Below are 19,662 nucleotides of genomic sequence, written 5' to 3'. Positions count from 1 at the left end.
TGCATTTTGAGGTGGTTTGGGCATTTAACTATTACTAATGAAGCTCAAGATAACCCCTATATTCTCCCTAATTAGCTATCAATGAACTACATTTAAAATAGCGTTTAAATACGCTTGTTCTTATGGCTAAATATCATTACTCTTACAGTTTTAAGATCTGCATTTCTCGGAGTGGTATCTAAGTGGCAAAACAGCTTAAATTGCTAATATTAAATACAAGTAATGATGAGCGCCAGACTATACGCGCTACGCTGGAGAGGCTTGGTGTGTTTGAGTTTATTGAAGCCTCAGACAGCCAAGATGCGTTAAAAATCTTAAAGAACCAAAGCGTAAATATAATCATAACCGGCTTAGATGTAGGTAAAATTGATGGCTGGCGGTTTTCACGTATGATCCGCTCTGGTTTACTTAACACGCCGAAAAATACGCCTATTTTACTTATTCCGCCCATTTATTGTGAGCGTATCGCCGAGACTACTGCACGAAGTTATGGCATAGATGCGGTACTGCCTTTTGAACGCCAAGATATTCTGCCGCAAATACTCGCAAATGTGTTGTCGAGCCATTTAGAAAAAAGTAGTCGCTTAAACCTGTTGTTATTAGAACCCTTTGCCAGCAGGGCAAATGATATGAGTGAGCAATTAAAACTTAACTTTGCTATCACCCATGTCACAACTGAAAAAGCCGCGCTCAGTGCCTATAATCAACAGTCGTTTGCTATCGTGCTACTTGATGCCACTGCAGCACAAGCTGAGAGCTCAAATCAATTAGTAGAAAAGATTTTGCAGCATAACCCTCAGCAAGCCATTGTTACTATTATTGATAAAAACGATGCTGATTACGCTGAGCAGTTATTACTTTCTGGTGTTACCGACTTTATTCGCGCCCCTTACGATCCTTCATTTTTGAATAAAGTCTGTGATCATGCAGCGCGTCGTGAAGACTTTATGGTGAGCTATGCTGAGTTTGCTAACAAAGTGCAGCAGTTAAGTGTTAGTGAAGTAAAATATCGCGACCTATTTTCAGCGCATCAGCGTATTTTATTGCACTTAAACACGGTTGTACTTGAACTAGATCAGCAAGGAAATATTCGCTTTATAAACCCGGCGTGGGAATCTCTAAGTGGTTTTGGAGTTAAGTCGACCTTACAACAACCACTCACTGCGTTTTGCACCACAGAATATAAACAGTCATTACAATCAACCATTGATGATATTTTACAAGGTGGCGCGAACAAACAAAAAATAGAAGTTAAACTGAGCCAAAAAAACGGTAACTCAGTATGGGTCGAATGTCGGCTTCAGTTAATAAAAAATAGCAGCAACAATGCCACTATCACTGCCACACTCGATAACATTCATGAGCGCAAACAAGCAGAGTTGCAATTACGCCATTTAGCCCTGCATGACACCTTAACAGGGCTACACAATCGTTATTATTTTGACCAACAACTTAACTATATTTGTCAAAACGAAAATACCTATGCAAATATTGAGCATGCGCTGATTTATATCGATCTTGATCACTTTAAAATAATCAACGACAGTAAAGGCCATCAACAAGGCGATATTGTTTTAAAAGAAGTGGCACAACTGTTTATTGCCAATATTAGTAATGAGCACCTGATCTGCCGTGTGGGTGGCGATGAGTTTGCGGTGATCCTTAAAAACACCAATTTATTAGACGCACATTTAATTGCACAGAGGATTTGTAGTGCCATTGAGGGCAACCAATTTAAGTCAGAAGATCAAGTGTATTCAATTAGCTGCTCTATTGGCTTAACACAAATTACTGCTGATAACTGCGACCCAAATGAATGTTTAAAGCAATCAGATATTGCGTTATATATTGCTAAAAATTTAGGCCGTAACTTAGTACATTGTTATTCAAAACAAGATGGTGAAAACAATGCGCTGCAAACGGGCTTAGAATGGGGCCATGGCGTACGCCAAGCTCTACAACAAGACAGTATAGAACTTCATTATCAACCCATTTGGGATTTTAAAACTAATCAGGTTGCTTACTTTGAAGTACTACTGAGATTAAAGCTCGACGACGAACTTATTTACCCAAATCAATTTATTCCCTCATTGGAAATGCTTAACGACACCTTTTTAATGGATCAATGTGTTATTCGTAACAGTATTGCAAGTGTTGCTGCGCACCCAGAGCTTCTTCAGGTTGCAATAAATTTATCGGCACAATCATTTTTAGATGAGCGTTTACTGCCGTTAATAGAGTCGAGCCTCGAAAAATATCAAGTGCCTCCGTCAAAAATTATTTTTGAAATAACCGAATCGGCTAGCATTAATAATTTGGCTGCCACTCGTAAAATGATTGAACGGTTAAATAATTTAGGCTGCCACTTTTCGATTGATGACTTTGGTACCGGATTTAGTACCTTTAATTATCTTAAACAATTACCAGCCCAACATGTAAAAATTGACGGCTCATTTGTCCGCGATATGCTTAACGACTCCATTGATTTAGCACTAGTAAAAGCTATAAATGACATCAGTCGGTCACTAGATAAGCGCTCTGTGGCTGAATATGTGGAAACCGCTGAAGTATTTTTTGCACTCAAAGAAATAGGCGTAGACTACGGGCAAGGCTATTTTATTGCTCGCCCTGTCCCTATCGACAAGGTACTGATTGAATTAGAAAAAATAAAGAACAACCCTATTTTTTATCAAGATACCCTCACATCACTATAAACATTAATAAACAAATTTAAGCAATTTATTACTACCAAAATTGCCCATCTAACCTATACTTTGTTTATCGGCAGCACAATGTCATGAAAATCAAGTGATCACCTTGATTTTACATGACATCTTTATTTCTTATCGTCTAGATGTCTATACTCTTAAAGATGGACATTTGGTCATAAGGAGGATGTTTATGACGCAACTAATCACGTTATTATTGTTTATACACTTTGCTATTGCGCTTCAATGTTACAAGTATGCTCAGATTAAAGGCTACCCTGTAAAAACCTTTACAATGCTTGGACTGGTGCCTTACTTCAATATTGTTGTGTGGGTTTACTTATTGTTTTTACCGCCTCTAGAGAGCCACCATGGCCAGCACAAGCAGCCACTTTAATTCCCTGTGTTATTAAGCGTATTATCTCTAATACGCTTTTTTTTACGTTACTTAAAATCAACACTGCACTGCTTTTTCAAAAAGACCTCTAACTGTTGGCTAAACAATTTAAAGTCACGAATCCGCCCCGTTGTTTTGCGCCACAGTACACCAATATCACGATAGGCATCACCTTGTGATGGCGTAGCAAGCATGTTTTTGTTTTCTAAAATACCCGCGTTAATCGCCATTTGCGGTAAAAAAGTCACGCCAAGTTTATACTCAACCATACTCAATAAAGTATGTAAGCTAGCTGCCTCAAAGGGATTTATACAGCTAGAGCGGTTTAAATGGCACGCACTGAGCGCATGCCCTGTCATACAGTGCTCTCGCTCAAGTAAAAATACACTCGCTTCTGGTAGTAAATTGAAGTCTTCAATGCCTTTAGCTGGTGTGTAGTCTTTATGGTGCACTAAGCTAAAATGATCTTGTGCAAGTACTTGAGTATGAAATTTATCGGTTTCGTAGGGCAGCGCTAATAGTGCCAAGTCAATTTGCCCATGCTCTAACTTATCAAGTAGCTTGTCGCTGGTGTCCTCCACTAAAACTAACTCTAAGTCAGCAAACGTTTGCTGACAAAAGTGATAAAGAGGCGCTGCAATAAAGCTCGCAATCGTGGGAATAACACCTACCGTTAATGTGCCGCTAAGCGGCGTTAAAAAGCTTTTGGTAAGCTCTTTTAAGCTAATAGTGTCGTTAATGATTTTTCTTGAACGCTCAACAACCTCTTCACCAATGGTGGTAAACATAAGGCTGCGATTTTCTCGTTCTATAAGCTGACACCCTAAGGTCTCTTCTAAGTTTTGAATTGCGGTGCTCAGCGTTGACTGGCCAATAAAGCAGGCACTTGCTGCGCGGCCAAAATGTTGATGCTGATGCACAGCTAATAAATACTGTAGCTGCTTTATACTAGGGAGATTGGTCATTTTTCTTTCCACAAATAAAAAGACCCCAACACCAAGGGCGTTGAGATCTTTTCAAGCTAAAAGTCTTTTAAGTACTTTTTATTAAACCCCAAAAGCGGTTCTTAGTACGTAGAAAATAACAATAGCAAGGGCAGCACCAACTGGCAATGTAATTACCCAAGAAACTACAATATTTCTTATTACACCCATATTAAGTGCGGCAATACCACGTGCCATACCTACACCCAACACGGCACCCACTAGGGTTTGTGTGGTTGAGATAGGTAAGCCTGTACCCGATGCAATAACAACGGTAGATGCAGCGGCTAATTCAGCAGCAAAACCACGGCTTGGTGTTAAATGTGTAATTCCTTCACCAATGGTTTTAATTACTTTTTTGCCTAAAATAGCAAGACCGGCAACAATACCTAAACCACCCAGTGGTAATATCCACCAAGCAATAGCCGCTTTCTTCGCGATTTCACCATTATTTTCAACAATGTTTACAACAGCAGCTAGTGGTCCAATTGCATTAGCAACATCATTAGAACCATGAGCAAATGCCATACAACAGGCTGTTAGCACCATAAGTACTGCAAACACTTTTTCTACATTGTTAAACTGCATTTCTCTATCCGCTTTAGGATCGATATTTAAACGAGAAATCGCAATTTTACCAATAACAGCAACTAGTACCGCTATGCCTATAGAAATAGCAAAACCTTCAAAGGTACCTAAATTAATACCAATGTGCTTTAAGCCTTTTTTAATGGTCACAAGTGCCATAATAAAGCCAGCTAAACCCATGTATATTGGTACAAAGCGCTTGGCATTTTTAAGTGGAGCGTCTGTATCAAATATCAGCTTTTGCGCACTCATAAATATTAAGTACGCTATAAAACCTGATATCGCCGGCGTTACAACCCAGCTACCTACAATACCGGCAACTTTACCCCATTGAATAGCCTCTGTGCCTACTGCAACCAGAGCAAAGCCAATAATAGCGCCAATGATTGAATGAGTCGTCGATACCGGCCAACCTAAAAACGAGGCCATTAATAACCAACTGCCCGCGGCAAATAAAGAGGCGATCATACCTAAAATCATCAATTCAGGAATGTCGGCAAATGGGGCCGCATCAATAATCCCTTTACGAATTGTTGATGTTACTTCACCACCGGCTAAATAAGCACCTGCAAACTCAAAAATCATCGCGATAAAAATCGCTTGTTTAATGGTAAGTGCTTTTGAGCCTACTGATGTACCCATCGCGTTGGCAACGTCATTTGCGCCAATACCATAAGCCATAAAAAAGCCGACTGCTGCGGCAATTAAAATTAATACCGTGCCGTAAGATGCAATGATATCCATTGTGTAACCTTAATCTTTCGTGTTTGAACTGATTTTAAATTAACGAGCTAACATCAGCTCAAGACGTGATCCTACGCGCTCTGCAATATCTGCTAGCTCGCCAACCCATTCAATGATTTTGTATAAAAACATTACATCTACTGGATTTAGCTCACTTTCTACTTTACGTAGTTGGCGGCGTATTCTAATTTGCATTTCATCCGTGTCTTGTTCTATGGCATCCAATTCTACGAGCATTTTTTCAACCAGAGTAACTTCTCTGCCTTTAAAGCCCGTTTCTAACAATTCTTCTAATTCATTAATCGCTTTAGATGCTTGTTTTGTTGCATCAACACAACGAGTTACATACGCCAAAAAGTCTTCTTGAATCTCTTTTGGTATGATCATCTCACGACCAATTACACGCCCAGTAATGTCTTTTGCCTTATTAGCAATTTTGTCTTGTTGGGTTACTAATTCGAGAAGGTCTGTACGCTCTACCGGCATGAATAATCCGCCAGGTAGTTGTAAGCGTATAGTTCTTTTCATTTCATCGGCTTCACGTTCTAAATTACGAATAGTTAAACGTAGCTCTTCAGCTTGTTGCCATTCTTCTTTAAAAACATGATTAAAAAAAGGTATCAAACTTTCGCTTGCTTGATGCGCTTTTCTGATGTGTTCTTCTATTGGTTTTATAGGTGATTTTGCAAAAACACCTAAAAAATTTGTTGGCATAACTGACCCTTTAATCAATTCAATATGCTGTTCAGCGTGAATTTTACAGCATTAAGCTAGATTGTGAACGCTTTTTCTCATTCAATTATTTACAAAAAATAAAAAAGGCAGTGTATTACTGCCTTTCTTATTTTCTAGTTATTCGTATCACTACAGTGATTTTTCAATATCTTCTTGAGATGTATGACGAATATCTTTACCGTTTACAAAATAAATGACATATTCAGCGATGTTTTGACAACGATCACCAATACGCTCTAATGAGCGAACAGACCATACTAAATCCATAATTTTTGGAATTGAGCGCGGATCTTCCATCATGTACGTCATTATTTGACGGGTGATAGCTTCATATTCTCTATCTACTTTAGCATCCTCTTTATGCACTTCAAACGCACGTTGCACATCCATACGTGCAAATGCATCTAAAACGTCATGCAGCATTTTAGATACTTGGCGACCCATATTTTCAATATTTACTAATAAATCTTGTTGATCCTTAGTAAATGAGTCTAGTGCAACTTTAGCAATTCGCTTAGCTTCATCACCAATTCGCTCTAAATCAGCAATGGTTTTTGCTATTGCAATTACTAAACGTAAATCACTGGCTGCCGGTTGACGCTTAGCAATAATACGGGTGCAATCTTCATCAATACTGACTTCCATTGCATTAACTTTGTAGTCGTTTTCACGTACTTTTTGTGCCAATACCGCATCGTTTTTGCTAACTGCATCAAGCGCGCTATTAAGTTGTTGCTCAACCAACCCACCCATACTCAGTACATGGTTTCGCACATCTTCTAACTCTTGGTTAAAACGACCAGAAATATGTTTATTAATGTTGTGTTCCATAATGACCTTCTTTAATAATTCATTGTTTTAGCGTTTTAACCCGACTAGCCGTAGCGTCCGGTAATATAATCTTCAGTTTTTTTCTTCGTTGGTGTGGTAAATAAGGTATTGGTATCTGAATACTCAATGAGCTCACCCATATACATAAACGCGGTTTGATCAGATACCCGCGCTGCTTGTTGCATGTTATGAGTAACAATAACCACAGTAAATTTATTCTTTAAATCATTAATTAGTTCTTCAATCACTAAAGTTGAAATCGGGTCGAGTGCTGATGTTGGTTCATCAAGTAATAATACTTCTGGCTCTATCGCAATTGAGCGAGCAATAACTAAACGCTGCTGCTGACCGCCCGATAAACCAAATGCGCTATCGTGAAGTCTGTCTTTTACTTCATCCCAAAGAGCCGCACCACGTAGCGATTGCTCTACCACTTCATCAAGCTTACGCTTTTCTTTAATCCCTTGCAGGCGAAGACCGTAAACCACATTCTCGTAGATTGATTTAGGAAACGGGTTTGGACGCTGAAACACCATGCCAACATTGCGACGAAGCGCAGCAACATCTACGCTTTTGTCGTAAATATTTTGCCCGTGCAGCATTATTTCGCCTTCTATGCGACAAATATCAACCAAGTCATTCATACGGTTAATACAACGCAGCAAAGTTGACTTACCACAACCCGACGGACCGATAAATGCCGTTACTTGGCCTTTCGGAATGTTCATATTTACTTTACTCAGTGCTTGTTTATCACCGTAGTAAAGGTCGAGATCTTTAATTTCTAGCGCTTTTTGTTCGTCTGTTAAATTATTTAAATCTAACTTCAAGCTTGGCTTTGCTTGGTTTACTTTTGGAGCGACTGTAATCATGTTTGTTACCTATACTAAATTAATGCTCAAGCGATCTGAATTTTTCACGTAAATGGTTACGTATACCAATGGCGGTGATGTTAAGGGTAATAATAACCGACACTAACAAAAAGGCCGTTGCATATACCAGCGGACGCGCCGCTTCAACGTTAGGGCTTTGAAAGCCAACATCGTAAATATGAAAACCTAAGTGCATGAACTTTCTATCTAAGTGTATGTAAGGGAAGTTACCATCAAGCGGCAACGTTGGTGCCATTTTTACCACACCCACCAGCATAAGCGGTGCAACTTCACCCGCAGCACGAGCAACCGCTAAAATTAACCCCGTCATAATAGCAGGGCTGGCCATAGGAATAATGATTCGCCATAACGTTTCTACCTTAGTCGCGCCCAGTGCTAATGAACCATCACGTACTGTGCTTGGAATACGAGATAAACCTTCCTCGGTTGACACAATTACTACAGGCAGAGTTAATATAGCCAAGGTGAGTGCCGACCACATCACACCGGGTGTACCAAATACAGGCGTAGGCGATGACTCAGGATAAAATAATTGGTCAACACTACCACCAACCATATAAACAAAGAAGCCTAAGCCAAATACACCATATACAATAGACGGAACACCCGCTAAGTTAATAACCGCAATACGGATCATTTTAGTAATTGCGTTTTTAGCTGCATATTCATGCAAATAAATGGCGGCAACCACACCAAATGGCGTCACAATCACAGCCATTAACATCACCATGAATACAGTACCAAAGATAGCAGGAAATACACCGCCTTCGGTATTGGCTTCACGTGGGTCATCTGAAACAAACTTGCCTAACTGCACAAAGTAATGGCCTAGTTTAGCAAAAAAGCCCATATCGTTTGGAAACCATACATCCAACACTTGATAAAGCGGGATAGTAACAATCTCACCACGCATATCTTTCACAGTTACTTGGTCACGCTTAGCTTGGTTACGCAGTGCAAATAACTCTTTTTCAAGCTCACCATATTGCGCACGTAAATCAGCACGGGCTTGAGCAAGTTCAGCTACGCGCTCATCAGTTAGCTCGTTATCAAGCAAATAGGCTTTTTCCTGTAAACGTAAACGCTCTAACTCGTAGTTTATATGACCAATATCACCATTTTGTAAATCCAGTGCTTCGTCATTTAAGTCAACCGCACGCTCTACAAGATCATGTAATGTTTCAACTTTATCTGTAGTTATTGTTTCACCGTCTTTGATTACTGATTCTACATAACCGTAAAAGTTACCGTTTTTGCTACGCTCAAATACCGCGAGTGCTTTTGGTGCTGAGCTTTGTGTAATATCAGTTTCAAGTATCCAGCGAAAGTCTAAATCTACATACTCACGGTTACCGGTTTTAATTAGTAAACGCTCAACCTCGTCTTTTTCAAATTTAGAAACATCAATACCGGTTGCCGCTAAACGCGACTTAGGTACTAATTCACGGTCGTAAATTTCACCAATAACGGTTTGTTTAGTAATCGAGCCTTCAAGCTCATATTGCATAACTTGAGATGGCCAAAAAAAGCTTAATCCCTTCCATGCAATCATGGCGAGTAAACCAATTACTGAAATTAAACTGATGCTGACGGCACCACCGGTCATCCAAATCCAAGGAGAACCAGACCTAAACCACTGCTTTACCATGTCGTGTTTCTCCACTTACATTGAGCTATATTTTTCACGCAGCTGCTGACGAACAAATTCAGCAACGGTGTTGAAAATAAAGGTAAATATGAATAATACAAAGGCGGCTAAGAATAGAATTCGATAATGCGAACTCCCCACTTCCGACTCTGGCATTTCGACGGCAATATTAGCGGCTAAGGTACGCATACCTTGGAAAACACTCCAATCCATAATCGGCGTATTACCGGTTGCCATCAGTACAATCATGGTTTCGCCTACGGCGCGACCTAACCCCATCATGACCGCAGAGAAAATACCTGGGCTAGCCGTAAGTAACACCACGCGAATTAGCGTTTGCCACTGCGTTGCACCTAATGCTAACGATCCATTGGATAAATGCTTAGGAACGCTGAATACCGCATCTTCCGCAATTGAGAAGATAGTGGGAATAACCGCAAAGCCCATCGCAATACCAACCACAAGCGAGTTACGCTGATCGAAAGTCATACCAAGCTCATTGGTTAAGTATTGACGCACATTGCCATCAAACATCCACAGTTCAATACTTTCGCTCATCGCAAATGACAACCAACCAATAAATAACACCACAGGAATTAATAAAATTGAATGTGAGCCTTCAGGAATTTTATGGCGAATAGCTGCTGGTAATTTAGTCCAACCTAAAGCGGTTGCTAAAATACCTAATGGCAGTAATACGAGTAAGCCAACAATAGCCGGCAGGTGCTCTTCAATTAAAGGCGCTAACCACAAGCCAGCTAAAAAGCCGAGTATTACCGTTGGCAAAGCTTCCATTATTTCAACGGTCGGCTTAACCACGCGACGTAATTCGCTCGACATAAAGTAAGCGGTGTAAATAGCGGCTGAAATAGCAATAGGCACAGCAAATAACATTGCATACATAGCAGCCTTTAAAGTACCAAATGAAATTGGTACCAGTGAGAACTTAGATTCAAAATCATCACTTGCAGACGTTGATTGCCAAATATAACCCGGCTCAGGGTAACCCTCGTACCATACTTCTTGCCAAAGCGCTGACCACGTTACTTCTGGGTGTTCGTTATGAATTTCTAATACCGTTAGCTTGTTATCAGCCAAAATCAGCGCGGCATTTGAACGCGGAGCAATAGCAAACTGTTCAATTGCACCTTCACTGACTTTACCTTGCCACAACTTTGCTTCACTGGTTGTGTAATAAACACCTAGCTCACCATTTTGACCGGTTGTAAAAAAGGTGCGACGGTAAAACTCAGTAAAAATATTTAACTTACTTTGCTTGGTGGTTTCAAACGAACGAATTTTTTGAAACTCGCGACCTGAGTCAGTGTTTACTTCAAACCACTGCGATATTTCACCATTATCATTGGCCAGCATCAGGGAGTTTGCGCCAGCTAATAATTGTGATGACATAATATTAGCGTTTTCTTCGTTGGCAGATAATAATTGGATTTGCTCTACTTCACTTGGGTAGCGAGTATCGAATACGTAAATTTGATTAGCAGAGCGAACAAATGTGCGGGTGGTATCCGGCGACATTAATAACTCATCTACGCGACCATCAACGTTCAATTCGGTACGTTCAACTTGCCATTCGACTTCACCGGTAAACATATTTTCTTCGGCTACAAAGCTGCTAAATACCACACGTTTATCAGCGGTAAGTGCCACAACGGCTGTTTTGTCCTCATAATGGCTAAAGGCAAAACGCTTAATAGCAGCACCTTGTTCATCAACTTCTAACGCCATCTCACCCAATGGATAACCTAAACGCGGGCTTAATTTGCGTTCATTATTAGGGAAGGTGACTAAAAACTTAGGCGCAACAATAGTCACGGTGCCATTTTCTAAGCCATACGCATAATGACCTTGAAAAGGAGCACTATTTGCAAAGCTGGTTACCTTCGCAGGTAAAGTGGCATTAAGTGTTTTTAGTTTTTTACCAAAGTTTGCTTTATCAACACTATAGAAGTTAACTAGACCTTGATTATCAAGTAAGTAAGCAACCTCAGTTTGTTCTTCAACACCAAGCCCAACTATTTGCTCAGCATTAGCAACATTAAAGCTAGCGCGCTTTTCAACTTTAGCTGACTCGAAAATAGGCTGCACTACATAAAGAAGGTAAAAAAAGATCAATAGCAGTGCTATTAATACCATTATACCGCCTGCGGTTATGCCAAACTTAGCAAACCGGTCTTTAAATAGACGGCTTCGATCCGTATTAAAAGTCGGTTTATTCGGATTTGAAGTCATCAAAACACCCTTATATCTTAACGTTGGGCGCATTATATTTCATCAAAGTGACAGTAATGTTACAGTCGTAATAATTCTTTACTGGAACCACAAAATAACATTAAAGTATTGTTTTATTAAATAATCGTATTTATTTATGTGTTATTAATAAACTAAATCAATTATTAATTGGACAAACTATTTATCCAAGACAATACTCAATGGGCATCTAATATAACAATAATAAAGTAACCTATTAAGATATAACAATCCTTTTGTGGTTAGCTTTTACATACATTAAGAATCACATACATTAGATCGCATCACTTAATGCCTATGCATTTATTTTTTCATTTGGGCTTAAAAAGAGAACTATTATGAAGCAGTTGGTAATAACCATTTTAGGGGAAGATCGCCCCGGTTTAGTAGAAAGTATTTCATCGGTTATATTGGAAAACCACGGTAATTGGTTAAGCAGTAATTTAAGTCATTTGCTTGGCCACTTTGCTGGCATTATACAAGTTGAGGTGGCTGAAGAGCATTTACAGGCATTTCAAGATGCGCTTAATGGGCTTCCTAAATTAGATGTCCGTATTGAAAAAGGCAACACCGAAATTGAGCCTGTTGAACTCGAGCAGCTTAATTTTGTGATCACCGGGAACGATCGTCCCGGTATTGTCCAGGAGTTGGCAAGTGTTATTCGTCATAAAGGCGCTAATATTACGAACTTAAACTCAAGGCAGCAAAGTGCGCCAAACTGGGGGGTGCCAATTTTTAGTGCCGTTGCCACCGTTAGCCTGCCTAATGGGCTTAACAAAGACGAAGTAATTAACGCACTTGAGTCAATTACGAGTGACTTAGTGGTTGATGTAGAGCAAAGTTAAATGTGCTCTATTATTTTACATACGAAAAAGGCGCTTATTACAGCGCCTTTTTTATGCGTAACACTTGTTGCTACATATCTGAATGACGATTAATGCTTTGTATCATTTGCTTTAATCCTTGCTCTTCAAGTTGCAACAGCTCACTTAGTTTTTCTTGAGCCTCAGGTGATTGTGCTTTATCAGCCAAATAACTATATGCGTTCAATACTTTTTGATGCTGCTTTGATAAATATTCTTGAATTACTTGCTCATCTAACTGGTTACTGCGATCTAAATCAGTAAAGTTAATAATTTCTGAGTGATCTGAAAAATATTCATAACAATACGTATCTAATGTGTTTATTTGCGTGATGGCTTTAAAGCCAATTAAATCCTCAGCGAGCTTTTTTTCATACTCAACACAATAATCAATTAGCTGTTTGTTATGCTCCCCGAGTAGGTCCTTTACACTAAAAAAATTAGCGGCCATTTGTGTGTGAAATTGAACGGTCCAATCGAACACTTCTTGGATTGTTTTAACTTGCATGTGCGTTCCTTACTATTTAACCCTAATGATTAAATAGATGCGTAAATCATGCCAATAAAAAACACAATAAAATCAGCAGGTAAAGTAAAGATGGGTAACTTGCACTGATTTTTTACAGTACAAGTTACACAACCAGTGTAAAAATTATAGGTTTCGCTTTCGCCATAATAAATACACAGCAGGCAATACCAGCAATGTTAAAACAATGGCGCTAAACATACCGCCAACCATGGGGGCGGCTATTCGACTCATTACTTCACTCCCCGTGCCTGTGCCATATAAAACAGGTAACAGGCCAATCACTATGGTTGCTACCGTCATCATTACAGGGCGAACGCGCAAACCGGCGCCTTCTAATATGGCGTGCTTAAGCTGCTCAATACTCATGCTTTTTCCTAATTGAGCGGCGGCCTCTACTTGCGCTTTATACGCTTGGTTTAAATACACCAACATTATAACGCCTATTTCTACGGCCACCCCAGCAAGGGCAATAAAGCCGACCCCCACAGCAACAGAGAAGTTAAAGCCTTCTAAGTACATTAGCCAAATGCCACCTATCATCGCCAGTGGTAATGTCGCCATAATAATAAAGACTTCAGTGAAGCTTCTAAAATTCAGGTAAAGCAGTACCACAATAATGGCTAAGGTAAGCGGCAACACATAACTCAGTTTGGCTTTGGCACGCTCCATATATTCATATTGCCCTGCCCAAGTTATAGAATACCCTGCGGGTAAAATTAGCTGCTCGTTTAGTAATTGCTGAGCATTTGCTACATAACTACCAATATCTGTATCTTTAATATCAATAAAGCTCCAACCATTTAAACGGGCATTTTCACTTTTTATGCCAGGAGGGCCATCACTAATAAATACATCCGCCACATCAGCAAGTGCGATACGTTGACCCGTTGGAGTAACAATAGGTAAAAGCATCAGTTCTTCAGGGGAGTCACGGTACGCTTGCGGATAACGAAGATTAACCGGGTAGCGCTCTTGACCCTCAACCGTTTCAGTCACGTTCATTCCCCCAATGGCGGTTGCGACTACTTGTTGCACATCAGCAATATTTAAACTGTAGCGCGCTGCTTTTTCACGGTTAATATCTACCTTAATATAACGTCCACCCGCTACACGCTCTGAATAAACAGACGCCGTACCGGGAAGATCTTTAAGTAACACCTCTATTTGTTGACCTATTTTTTGAATCTCATTCAAATTAGGGCCCGCGACTTTTATACCCACTGGGGTTTTAATCCCCGTAGCCAGCATATCTATTCGCGTTTTGATAGGCATTACCCAAGCGTTTGTGAGTCCTGGAAATTTTACTAAAGCATCCAGCTCTTGTTTGAGCTTTTCGGTGGTCATGCCCTCGCGCCACTGATCTTTAGGCTTAAACTGTATAAAGGTTTCAATCATGGTGAGTGGTGCCGGATCGGTTGCCGTTTCCGCTCGTCCAATTTTACCAAATACGGTTTTCACCTCGGGCACAGTGGCAATCAGCTTATCGGTTTGCTGTAATAGCTCGCGCGCTTTACCAATAGAAATCCCAGGGTAAGTGGTTGGCATATACATTAAATCCCCCTCATCAAGAGGTGGAATAAACTCACTGCCTATTTTATTTACCGGATAAAAGCCCACTAAAGTGATAACTAGCGCAATCAGCAAGGTGCTTTTTGGAAATTTTAAGACTATATTTAACAGCGGCTTATAACTATTTACCAGTAAACGGTTTACCGGATTTTTATTTTCAGATATCACCTTACCGCGAATAAAGTACCCCATCAGTACGGGTACTAAGGTAATTGCTAATCCAGCAGAAGCTGCCATTGCATAGGTTTTTGTATACGCTAATGGCGCAAACATTCGCCCTTCTTGAGCTTCTAAAATAAACACCGGCATAAAGCTAACTGTAATGATTAATAAGCTAAAAAATAATGCAGGCCCTACTTCACTGGCAGAATCAATCACCACTTGCCAACGATTTTCATCGGTCAGCGGTTTTTTCTCCATGTGTTTATGCATGTTTTCAATCATCACAATCGCACCATCGGTCATGGCACCTATCGCTATAGCAATCCCGCCCAATGACATGATATTGGCGTTAATCCCCTGCCAATGCATAATAATAAAAGCGGTGAGTATGCCTAACGGTAAGGTAATAATAGCCACCAGCGATGAGCGCACATGGAATAAAAACACCACACACACTATAGCCACTACAATAAGCTCTTCCATCAATTTAGAGGTGAGGTTATCAACTGCGTCTTTTATTAAATGAGAGCGATCGTACACAGGTACAATTTCAACCCCCTCAGGCAGGCCTTTTTTAAGTGACTCCAATTTAGCTTTGACGAGCTCTATGGTTTTTTGCGCGTTTTCACCAAAGCGCATAACCACTACGCCACCAGCCACCTCGCCTTCGCCGTTAAGCTCGGCAACACCACGGCGCATTTGAGGACCTAAACGCACATTAGCAACATCACGTAACTGTAGTGCAGTACCGTTAGCGTTTATACCTAAAGGAATCGCTTCTAAATCAGCCACACTTTTTACATAACCAGTGCTGGTAACCATGTATTCGGCTTCTGCCATTTCAACAACTGATGCCCCCATTTCTTGGTTGCCTTGCTTAATGGCAGTTTGAATAAGGCTTAGCGGAATACCATAAGCACGTAACTTATCGGGCTGTACGTTAACTTGGTATTGTTTCACCATGCCTCCTACTGATGCTACTTCGGATACACCAGGCACAGTTTGCAGTTCAAACTTTAAAAACCAATCTTGTAAACTGCGTAGCTGGCTTAGGTCATGCTTACCTGTGGTATCAGTGAGTGCATATAAATACACCCAACCAACTCCTGTGGCATCGGGGCCAAGCTCTGCAATTGCCGTATTGGGTAAACGCGCAGATACTTGACTTAAATATTCTTGAACACGACTTCGCGCCCAGTATAAATCGGTGTCTTCGTCAAAAATAACATACACGTAGGAGTCACCAAAAAACGAAAAACCGCGAACTGTTTGCGCCCCTGGTACCGATAACATCGCCGTGGTTATAGGAAATGTGACCTGATCTTGCACTACTTGCGGCGCTTGCCCAGGGTAAGATGTTTTAACAATAACCTGTACATCAGATAAATCGGGTAAGGCATCTACTGGGGTGTTTTTTACAGCATACAAGCCGCCACCAATAAGTATTGCGGTCAGTAACAGTACAAAAAAACGATTAACAACAGACCAGCGAATAATTGCAGTAATCATAACCACTCCTACTCGTGCTGACTGTGCATAGCATGCACAGAAGTCATTGTATGGATCACAAACTCACCTTGCTCAATACTAAAGGTAAATCTAACTTCATCATTTAGCTTAAACGCCTCAATGGTTACATTTTTTGCTAACACAAAGTCCATAGTTGCAGGTCCGCGCCCCCACTTTTCAATCGCTTCACGGCTAATATTCACAATACGATTATTAGCATCAATACTATTAATTACTCCATTTACAGTTGCCGTATTTGGGTTGGCATCACTCATTTGCATACTGTTATGCGAAACTGCTTGCATACGTTTAAAGTCAGAGCTTTTACTCGACTCTGAATCAATTAAAAACTGCGCAGAAGTAACCACTTCATCTTCAGCCATAACACCCGATAAAATTTCGGTATTAGCCGCATCACTTCGCCCTAAAGTTACCTCGACCGATTTAAAACGACCATCCCCAAGTGCAACTACAACACGGTTTTGGCTACCAGTGCGAATAACAGCTTCTTTAGGTACGATTAACTGTTTTTCAGCTACTTGACTATGAATACTGACTTGAGCAAACATATTAGGCTTTAACTGATGGCCTTGGTTATCAAAGCGCAAACGTACTCTTAAAGTACGATTTTTAGCATCTAAGGTAGGGTAAATATAATCCACTTGCCCTTGCCAACGTTGACCACTTAAATAATCGAGTGTCATGGTTACAGGCAAGCCAACACGGATCAGCTCAGCTTGGCGTTCAAATACCTCAGCCTCAACCCACACTTCGTCAAGCTGAGCAATACTCATCATTGATGTATCTGGTTTAACGTAAAACCCTTCACGAATATTAAGCTCATCAACAACGCCACCTTGGCGAGAATAAAAAGTAATATTTTGTAGCACTTGCTGACTTTTTTGTAAGCGTGAAATAAAACCCTCAGACACATTAAGCGATTTTAAACGTGCTTTAGCCGCCCGAATTAACACCGGATTATTGCGCTTTAACGCTAAAACAAACTCTTCTTGGGCATTAACTAATTGCGGTGAATACAAGGTATAAAGTGGCTCATCTTGTTTAACCTGATCGCCTGCTGCCTTCACATATAATGTCTCTACCCAGCCCTCTACCCGCGGATGAATATGAATGAGCTGGTCTTGGTTATACTGTACATAGCCTACCGTGTTGACTTCATTTTCCAGCGCTGCAAACTCCACCGGTGCCGTGCGTACACCTAAGTTATTGATCACGGTAGGTGAAATTTTAACACTGCCGGGGCCTTCATTTACATCACTGTCTGACTCTTCATAAACAGGCACTAAATCCATACCCATAGGTGATAAACCCGGTTCATCACGACGATAATTACTGTCCATTGGTGCCACCCAATAAAGCGGCTCTTTTTTACTACTGGTTTTGTCATTGCTTGGCATAGTGTGCTCAGCTGGCAAGCTCAATAACACCCCGGCCGTCAGCGATGCACTGCATATAGCCACCAATGACAATTTTAAATTAGTATTCATAGGTTAGCTCCTGTTGTGTTAAGTTCTTTAAGCTGGCGTCATCAGCACTGGCGTAATAATTTAACCGTGCAATAATAATTTTTTGATCAACGTGAATATTAAGTGCGTCTATTTTGGCATTTAATTCGCTGATCCGCGCTTGCATCACATCCGAAAAATTACCATCATCGCGGGTGTAGGCATTAAGGGTAGCTTGGGATTGCTCGGCCATTTGCGGCAATAATTTAGTTTTATAGAGCGCTGCTCGCTGACTTAATCGTGTTAGTTGGCTGACTTCCTTAAAGTACATTCCTTTTAGCTTTTTAAGGGCAATTAATTTTTGTGTTTTTGCCTCTTCGCTATCAGCAACAGCGGCATTAACGAGTTGGTCTTGGCGATTATCGGTAAATAGCGGTAAATCTATACTCACTCCTACAGAGAAAAGGTCGGCTCGCGAGCCCCCCATTGGCATATCATCGCGATAACCATATCCCATATTCACACCAATTTGCGGTTTATAGCCTTGCTCAGCCACACTGATTTGAGTTTGCTTTGCCTCTATTGCATTATCAATCGCCATAATAGCGGGGTGCTTTAATAGCAATGCCATTAATTGCTGAAACTCTAATTCCGTGTAGTTTTTTAACGCTGAAACCTGTGAAAAGTCCTCACCAACAGGCTGGCTTAGCATGTCGATGGGCAACCATTGTGTTAACCGCTTTTTAGCACCTTGTAGCTGTTGATCAAGTTGCATTAGTTTATCTTCAAGGCGGGTTAGCTCTAATTGCGCACGAATAATATCTTGTTGGCGTGTTTTACCCACCGAGCTTACATAGCTTGATTCTGTAATATCAATGAGCTGAGTAAACAAGGCTTTGTCCTGCTCAATAAGTGCAATAGTTCGCTGCGCTCTGAACGCATTGAGCCATGACTCGGTCACTGTGGTTTTTACCTGCGCGAGCCTATCTTTACGAATCCAAGGCTCTGCCGCAGCCGACTGAGACAGTGCTTTTTGCTGCAATGCTAAACTATCGCCTCGGCTTAACGATTGGCTAATTCCTACTTTAAATTGGGTCATATTCTCTTGATCAAAAGCAAAACCATTAGTGGGTAAGTTCATTAGTCCTAGCGTGAGTACCGGATCAGGTAAGGTACCTGCGGCAATACTTTTTGCTTCAATTGATGTTTGTTTTTGTTTGCTGGCTTTAAGCCAAGGCTCATGGTTTAAGGCATAGTTAATTGCCTCATTTAAACTCAGTTCAGCACTGTGTACAGAGAGACTAATGCTCAATAAGCTGCTCACAAAAACAGCTTTTAATACTGCGAAGTGATTCATCACTTGCTCCACTTAAAATTCAAAAATAAAAAACGATTAATTTTTTAAGCAGATAGATGACAAAAAGCTAAATGACTAGATTTTAAACACACCTATCCTGCGGTTATGCAGGCATAGGAGGACGATAAAGAGATCGTGCAAAATTAGGTTTGCGCTGCATGACAGCAAGGTGCACTTTTTCAGGGGGTAATTTGGAAGCTATAAATAGCGAGTTTACATGCAAGGCCGAATGCGAATTACAAGCACTCATCGGGCAACTGCAATCTTGACTTAACGTGCTTTGCTCACTACAGCAATCCATAGACATGGTTGTTGTATCAGTGTCGTCACTCATCGCCGCTGCATCGATGCATGGGTTGCCATGTTCATATGCGGCACATCACATACCATAGATACAGACGCAACGGCTTGA

Annotated in this window: 14 protein-coding genes; 3 read left to right on the top strand and 11 right to left on the bottom strand. The window is 40.6% G+C overall.

What is annotated here, in order from left to right:
* Positions 1 to 182 precede the first annotated feature (182 nt).
* Together CWC14_RS09935 and CWC14_RS09930 are read left to right on the top strand one after the other, a co-directional pair.
* Positions 183 to 2,714 carry an EAL domain-containing protein gene (locus CWC14_RS09935; protein ID WP_138562685.1) on the top strand — a complete coding sequence of 844 codons (2,532 nt, stop codon included), beginning with the start codon at positions 183 to 185 and terminating at the stop codon, positions 2,712 to 2,714.
* 187 nt (positions 2,715 to 2,901) lie between these two features.
* Entirely contained in the window at positions 2,902 to 3,105 is a 204-nt protein-coding gene (locus CWC14_RS09930; protein ID WP_076921871.1) for a hypothetical protein, read from the top strand.
* Positions 3,106 to 3,152: 47 nt separating this feature from the next.
* Here the strand turns inward: CWC14_RS09930 and CWC14_RS09925 are convergent, their stop codons facing one another.
* The 7 genes from CWC14_RS09925 to CWC14_RS09895 all read right to left on the bottom strand — a co-directional run bounded on the left by CWC14_RS09925 (position 3,153) and on the right by CWC14_RS09895 (position 11,777).
* On the bottom strand, positions 3,153 to 4,070 hold the full coding sequence (locus CWC14_RS09925; protein ID WP_013465992.1) for a hydrogen peroxide-inducible genes activator: 918 nt from the start codon (positions 4,068 to 4,070) through the stop codon (positions 3,153 to 3,155).
* 81 nt (positions 4,071 to 4,151) lie between these two features.
* The gene (locus tag CWC14_RS09920) at positions 4,152 to 5,420 is read right to left on the bottom strand and encodes an inorganic phosphate transporter (RefSeq protein WP_138562683.1); all 1,269 of its coding nucleotides are present in this window, start codon (positions 5,418 to 5,420) and stop codon (positions 4,152 to 4,154) included.
* Between the two features lie 39 nt (positions 5,421 to 5,459).
* On the bottom strand, positions 5,460 to 6,134 hold the full coding sequence (locus tag CWC14_RS09915) for a TIGR00153 family protein (RefSeq protein ID WP_138562681.1): 675 nt from the start codon (positions 6,132 to 6,134) through the stop codon (positions 5,460 to 5,462).
* A gap of 150 nt (positions 6,135 to 6,284) precedes the next feature.
* Positions 6,285 to 6,986, bottom strand: a complete 702-nt coding sequence (gene phoU, locus CWC14_RS09910) for a phosphate signaling complex protein PhoU (RefSeq protein ID WP_008114815.1) — start codon at positions 6,984 to 6,986, stop codon at positions 6,285 to 6,287.
* A gap of 44 nt (positions 6,987 to 7,030) precedes the next feature.
* The gene (pstB, locus tag CWC14_RS09905) at positions 7,031 to 7,858 is read right to left on the bottom strand and encodes a phosphate ABC transporter ATP-binding protein PstB (protein ID WP_008114812.1); all 828 of its coding nucleotides are present in this window, start codon (positions 7,856 to 7,858) and stop codon (positions 7,031 to 7,033) included.
* A gap of 19 nt (positions 7,859 to 7,877) precedes the next feature.
* Positions 7,878 to 9,527: a phosphate ABC transporter permease PstA gene (pstA, locus tag CWC14_RS09900; protein WP_013465994.1), complete on the bottom strand. Its 1,650-nt coding sequence runs from the start codon at positions 9,525 to 9,527 to the stop codon at positions 7,878 to 7,880.
* A gap of 15 nt (positions 9,528 to 9,542) precedes the next feature.
* Complete coding sequence (locus CWC14_RS09895) at positions 9,543 to 11,777, bottom strand: ABC transporter permease subunit (protein WP_138562679.1); 2,235 nt, start codon at positions 11,775 to 11,777, stop codon at positions 9,543 to 9,545.
* A gap of 356 nt (positions 11,778 to 12,133) precedes the next feature.
* Between CWC14_RS09895 and CWC14_RS09890 the strand changes: the two genes are divergently transcribed.
* A complete protein-coding gene (locus CWC14_RS09890) occupies positions 12,134 to 12,640 on the top strand; it encodes a glycine cleavage system transcriptional repressor (protein ID WP_013465996.1) in 507 nt (168 codons plus the stop codon).
* A 70-nt stretch (positions 12,641 to 12,710) separates the two neighbouring features.
* On the opposite strand, the gene CWC14_RS09885 is transcribed toward CWC14_RS09890, so the two are convergent.
* The 4 genes from CWC14_RS09885 to CWC14_RS09870 all read right to left on the bottom strand — a co-directional run bounded on the left by CWC14_RS09885 (position 12,711) and on the right by CWC14_RS09870 (position 19,250).
* Entirely contained in the window at positions 12,711 to 13,166 is a 456-nt protein-coding gene (locus CWC14_RS09885) for a hypothetical protein (protein WP_138562677.1), read from the bottom strand.
* A 144-nt stretch (positions 13,167 to 13,310) separates the two neighbouring features.
* A complete protein-coding gene (locus CWC14_RS09880; protein ID WP_138562675.1) occupies positions 13,311 to 16,427 on the bottom strand; it encodes an efflux RND transporter permease subunit in 3,117 nt (1,038 codons plus the stop codon).
* Between the two features lie 8 nt (positions 16,428 to 16,435).
* Complete coding sequence (locus CWC14_RS09875) at positions 16,436 to 17,935, bottom strand: efflux RND transporter periplasmic adaptor subunit (RefSeq protein WP_138562672.1); 1,500 nt, start codon at positions 17,933 to 17,935, stop codon at positions 16,436 to 16,438.
* Positions 17,925 to 19,250: a TolC family protein gene (locus tag CWC14_RS09870; RefSeq protein WP_138562670.1), complete on the bottom strand. Its 1,326-nt coding sequence runs from the start codon at positions 19,248 to 19,250 to the stop codon at positions 17,925 to 17,927. Before CWC14_RS09870 ends, CWC14_RS09875 begins: the two co-directional genes overlap by 11 nt.
* Between the last annotated feature and the right edge of the window lie 412 nt (positions 19,251 to 19,662).

The organism is Pseudoalteromonas sp. S3260 (assembly GCF_005886925.1).
Lineage (GTDB): Bacteria > Pseudomonadota > Gammaproteobacteria > Enterobacterales > Alteromonadaceae > Pseudoalteromonas > Pseudoalteromonas tetraodonis.
This window is presented reverse-complemented; position numbering and strand designations above follow the sequence as displayed.

Bases quoted from the DNA above. Each gene is read 5' to 3' on its own strand.
- CWC14_RS09920 (WP_138562683.1), bottom strand. From the start codon at position 5,420: ATGGATATCATTGCATCTTACGGCACGGTATTAATTTTAATTGCCGCA.
- CWC14_RS09895 (WP_138562679.1), bottom strand. From the start codon at position 11,777: ATGACTTCAAATCCGAATAAACCGACTTTTAATACGGATCGAAGCCGT.
- pstB (WP_008114812.1), bottom strand. From the start codon at position 7,858: ATGATTACAGTCGCTCCAAAAGTAAACCAAGCAAAGCCAAGCTTGAAG.
- CWC14_RS09915 (WP_138562681.1), bottom strand. From the start codon at position 6,134: ATGCCAACAAATTTTTTAGGTGTTTTTGCAAAATCACCTATAAAACCA.
- CWC14_RS09880 (WP_138562675.1), bottom strand. From the start codon at position 16,427: ATGATTACTGCAATTATTCGCTGGTCTGTTGTTAATCGTTTTTTTGTA.
- CWC14_RS09925 (WP_013465992.1), bottom strand. From the start codon at position 4,070: ATGACCAATCTCCCTAGTATAAAGCAGCTACAGTATTTATTAGCTGTG.
- pstA (WP_013465994.1), bottom strand. From the start codon at position 9,527: ATGGTAAAGCAGTGGTTTAGGTCTGGTTCTCCTTGGATTTGGATGACC.
- CWC14_RS09890 (WP_013465996.1), top strand. From the start codon at position 12,134: ATGAAGCAGTTGGTAATAACCATTTTAGGGGAAGATCGCCCCGGTTTA.
- phoU (WP_008114815.1), bottom strand. From the start codon at position 6,986: ATGGAACACAACATTAATAAACATATTTCTGGTCGTTTTAACCAAGAG.
- CWC14_RS09885 (WP_138562677.1), bottom strand. From the start codon at position 13,166: ATGCAAGTTAAAACAATCCAAGAAGTGTTCGATTGGACCGTTCAATTT.
- CWC14_RS09875 (WP_138562672.1), bottom strand. From the start codon at position 17,935: ATGAATACTAATTTAAAATTGTCATTGGTGGCTATATGCAGTGCATCG.
- CWC14_RS09870 (WP_138562670.1), bottom strand. From the start codon at position 19,250: ATGAATCACTTCGCAGTATTAAAAGCTGTTTTTGTGAGCAGCTTATTG.
- CWC14_RS09930 (WP_076921871.1), top strand. From the start codon at position 2,902: ATGACGCAACTAATCACGTTATTATTGTTTATACACTTTGCTATTGCG.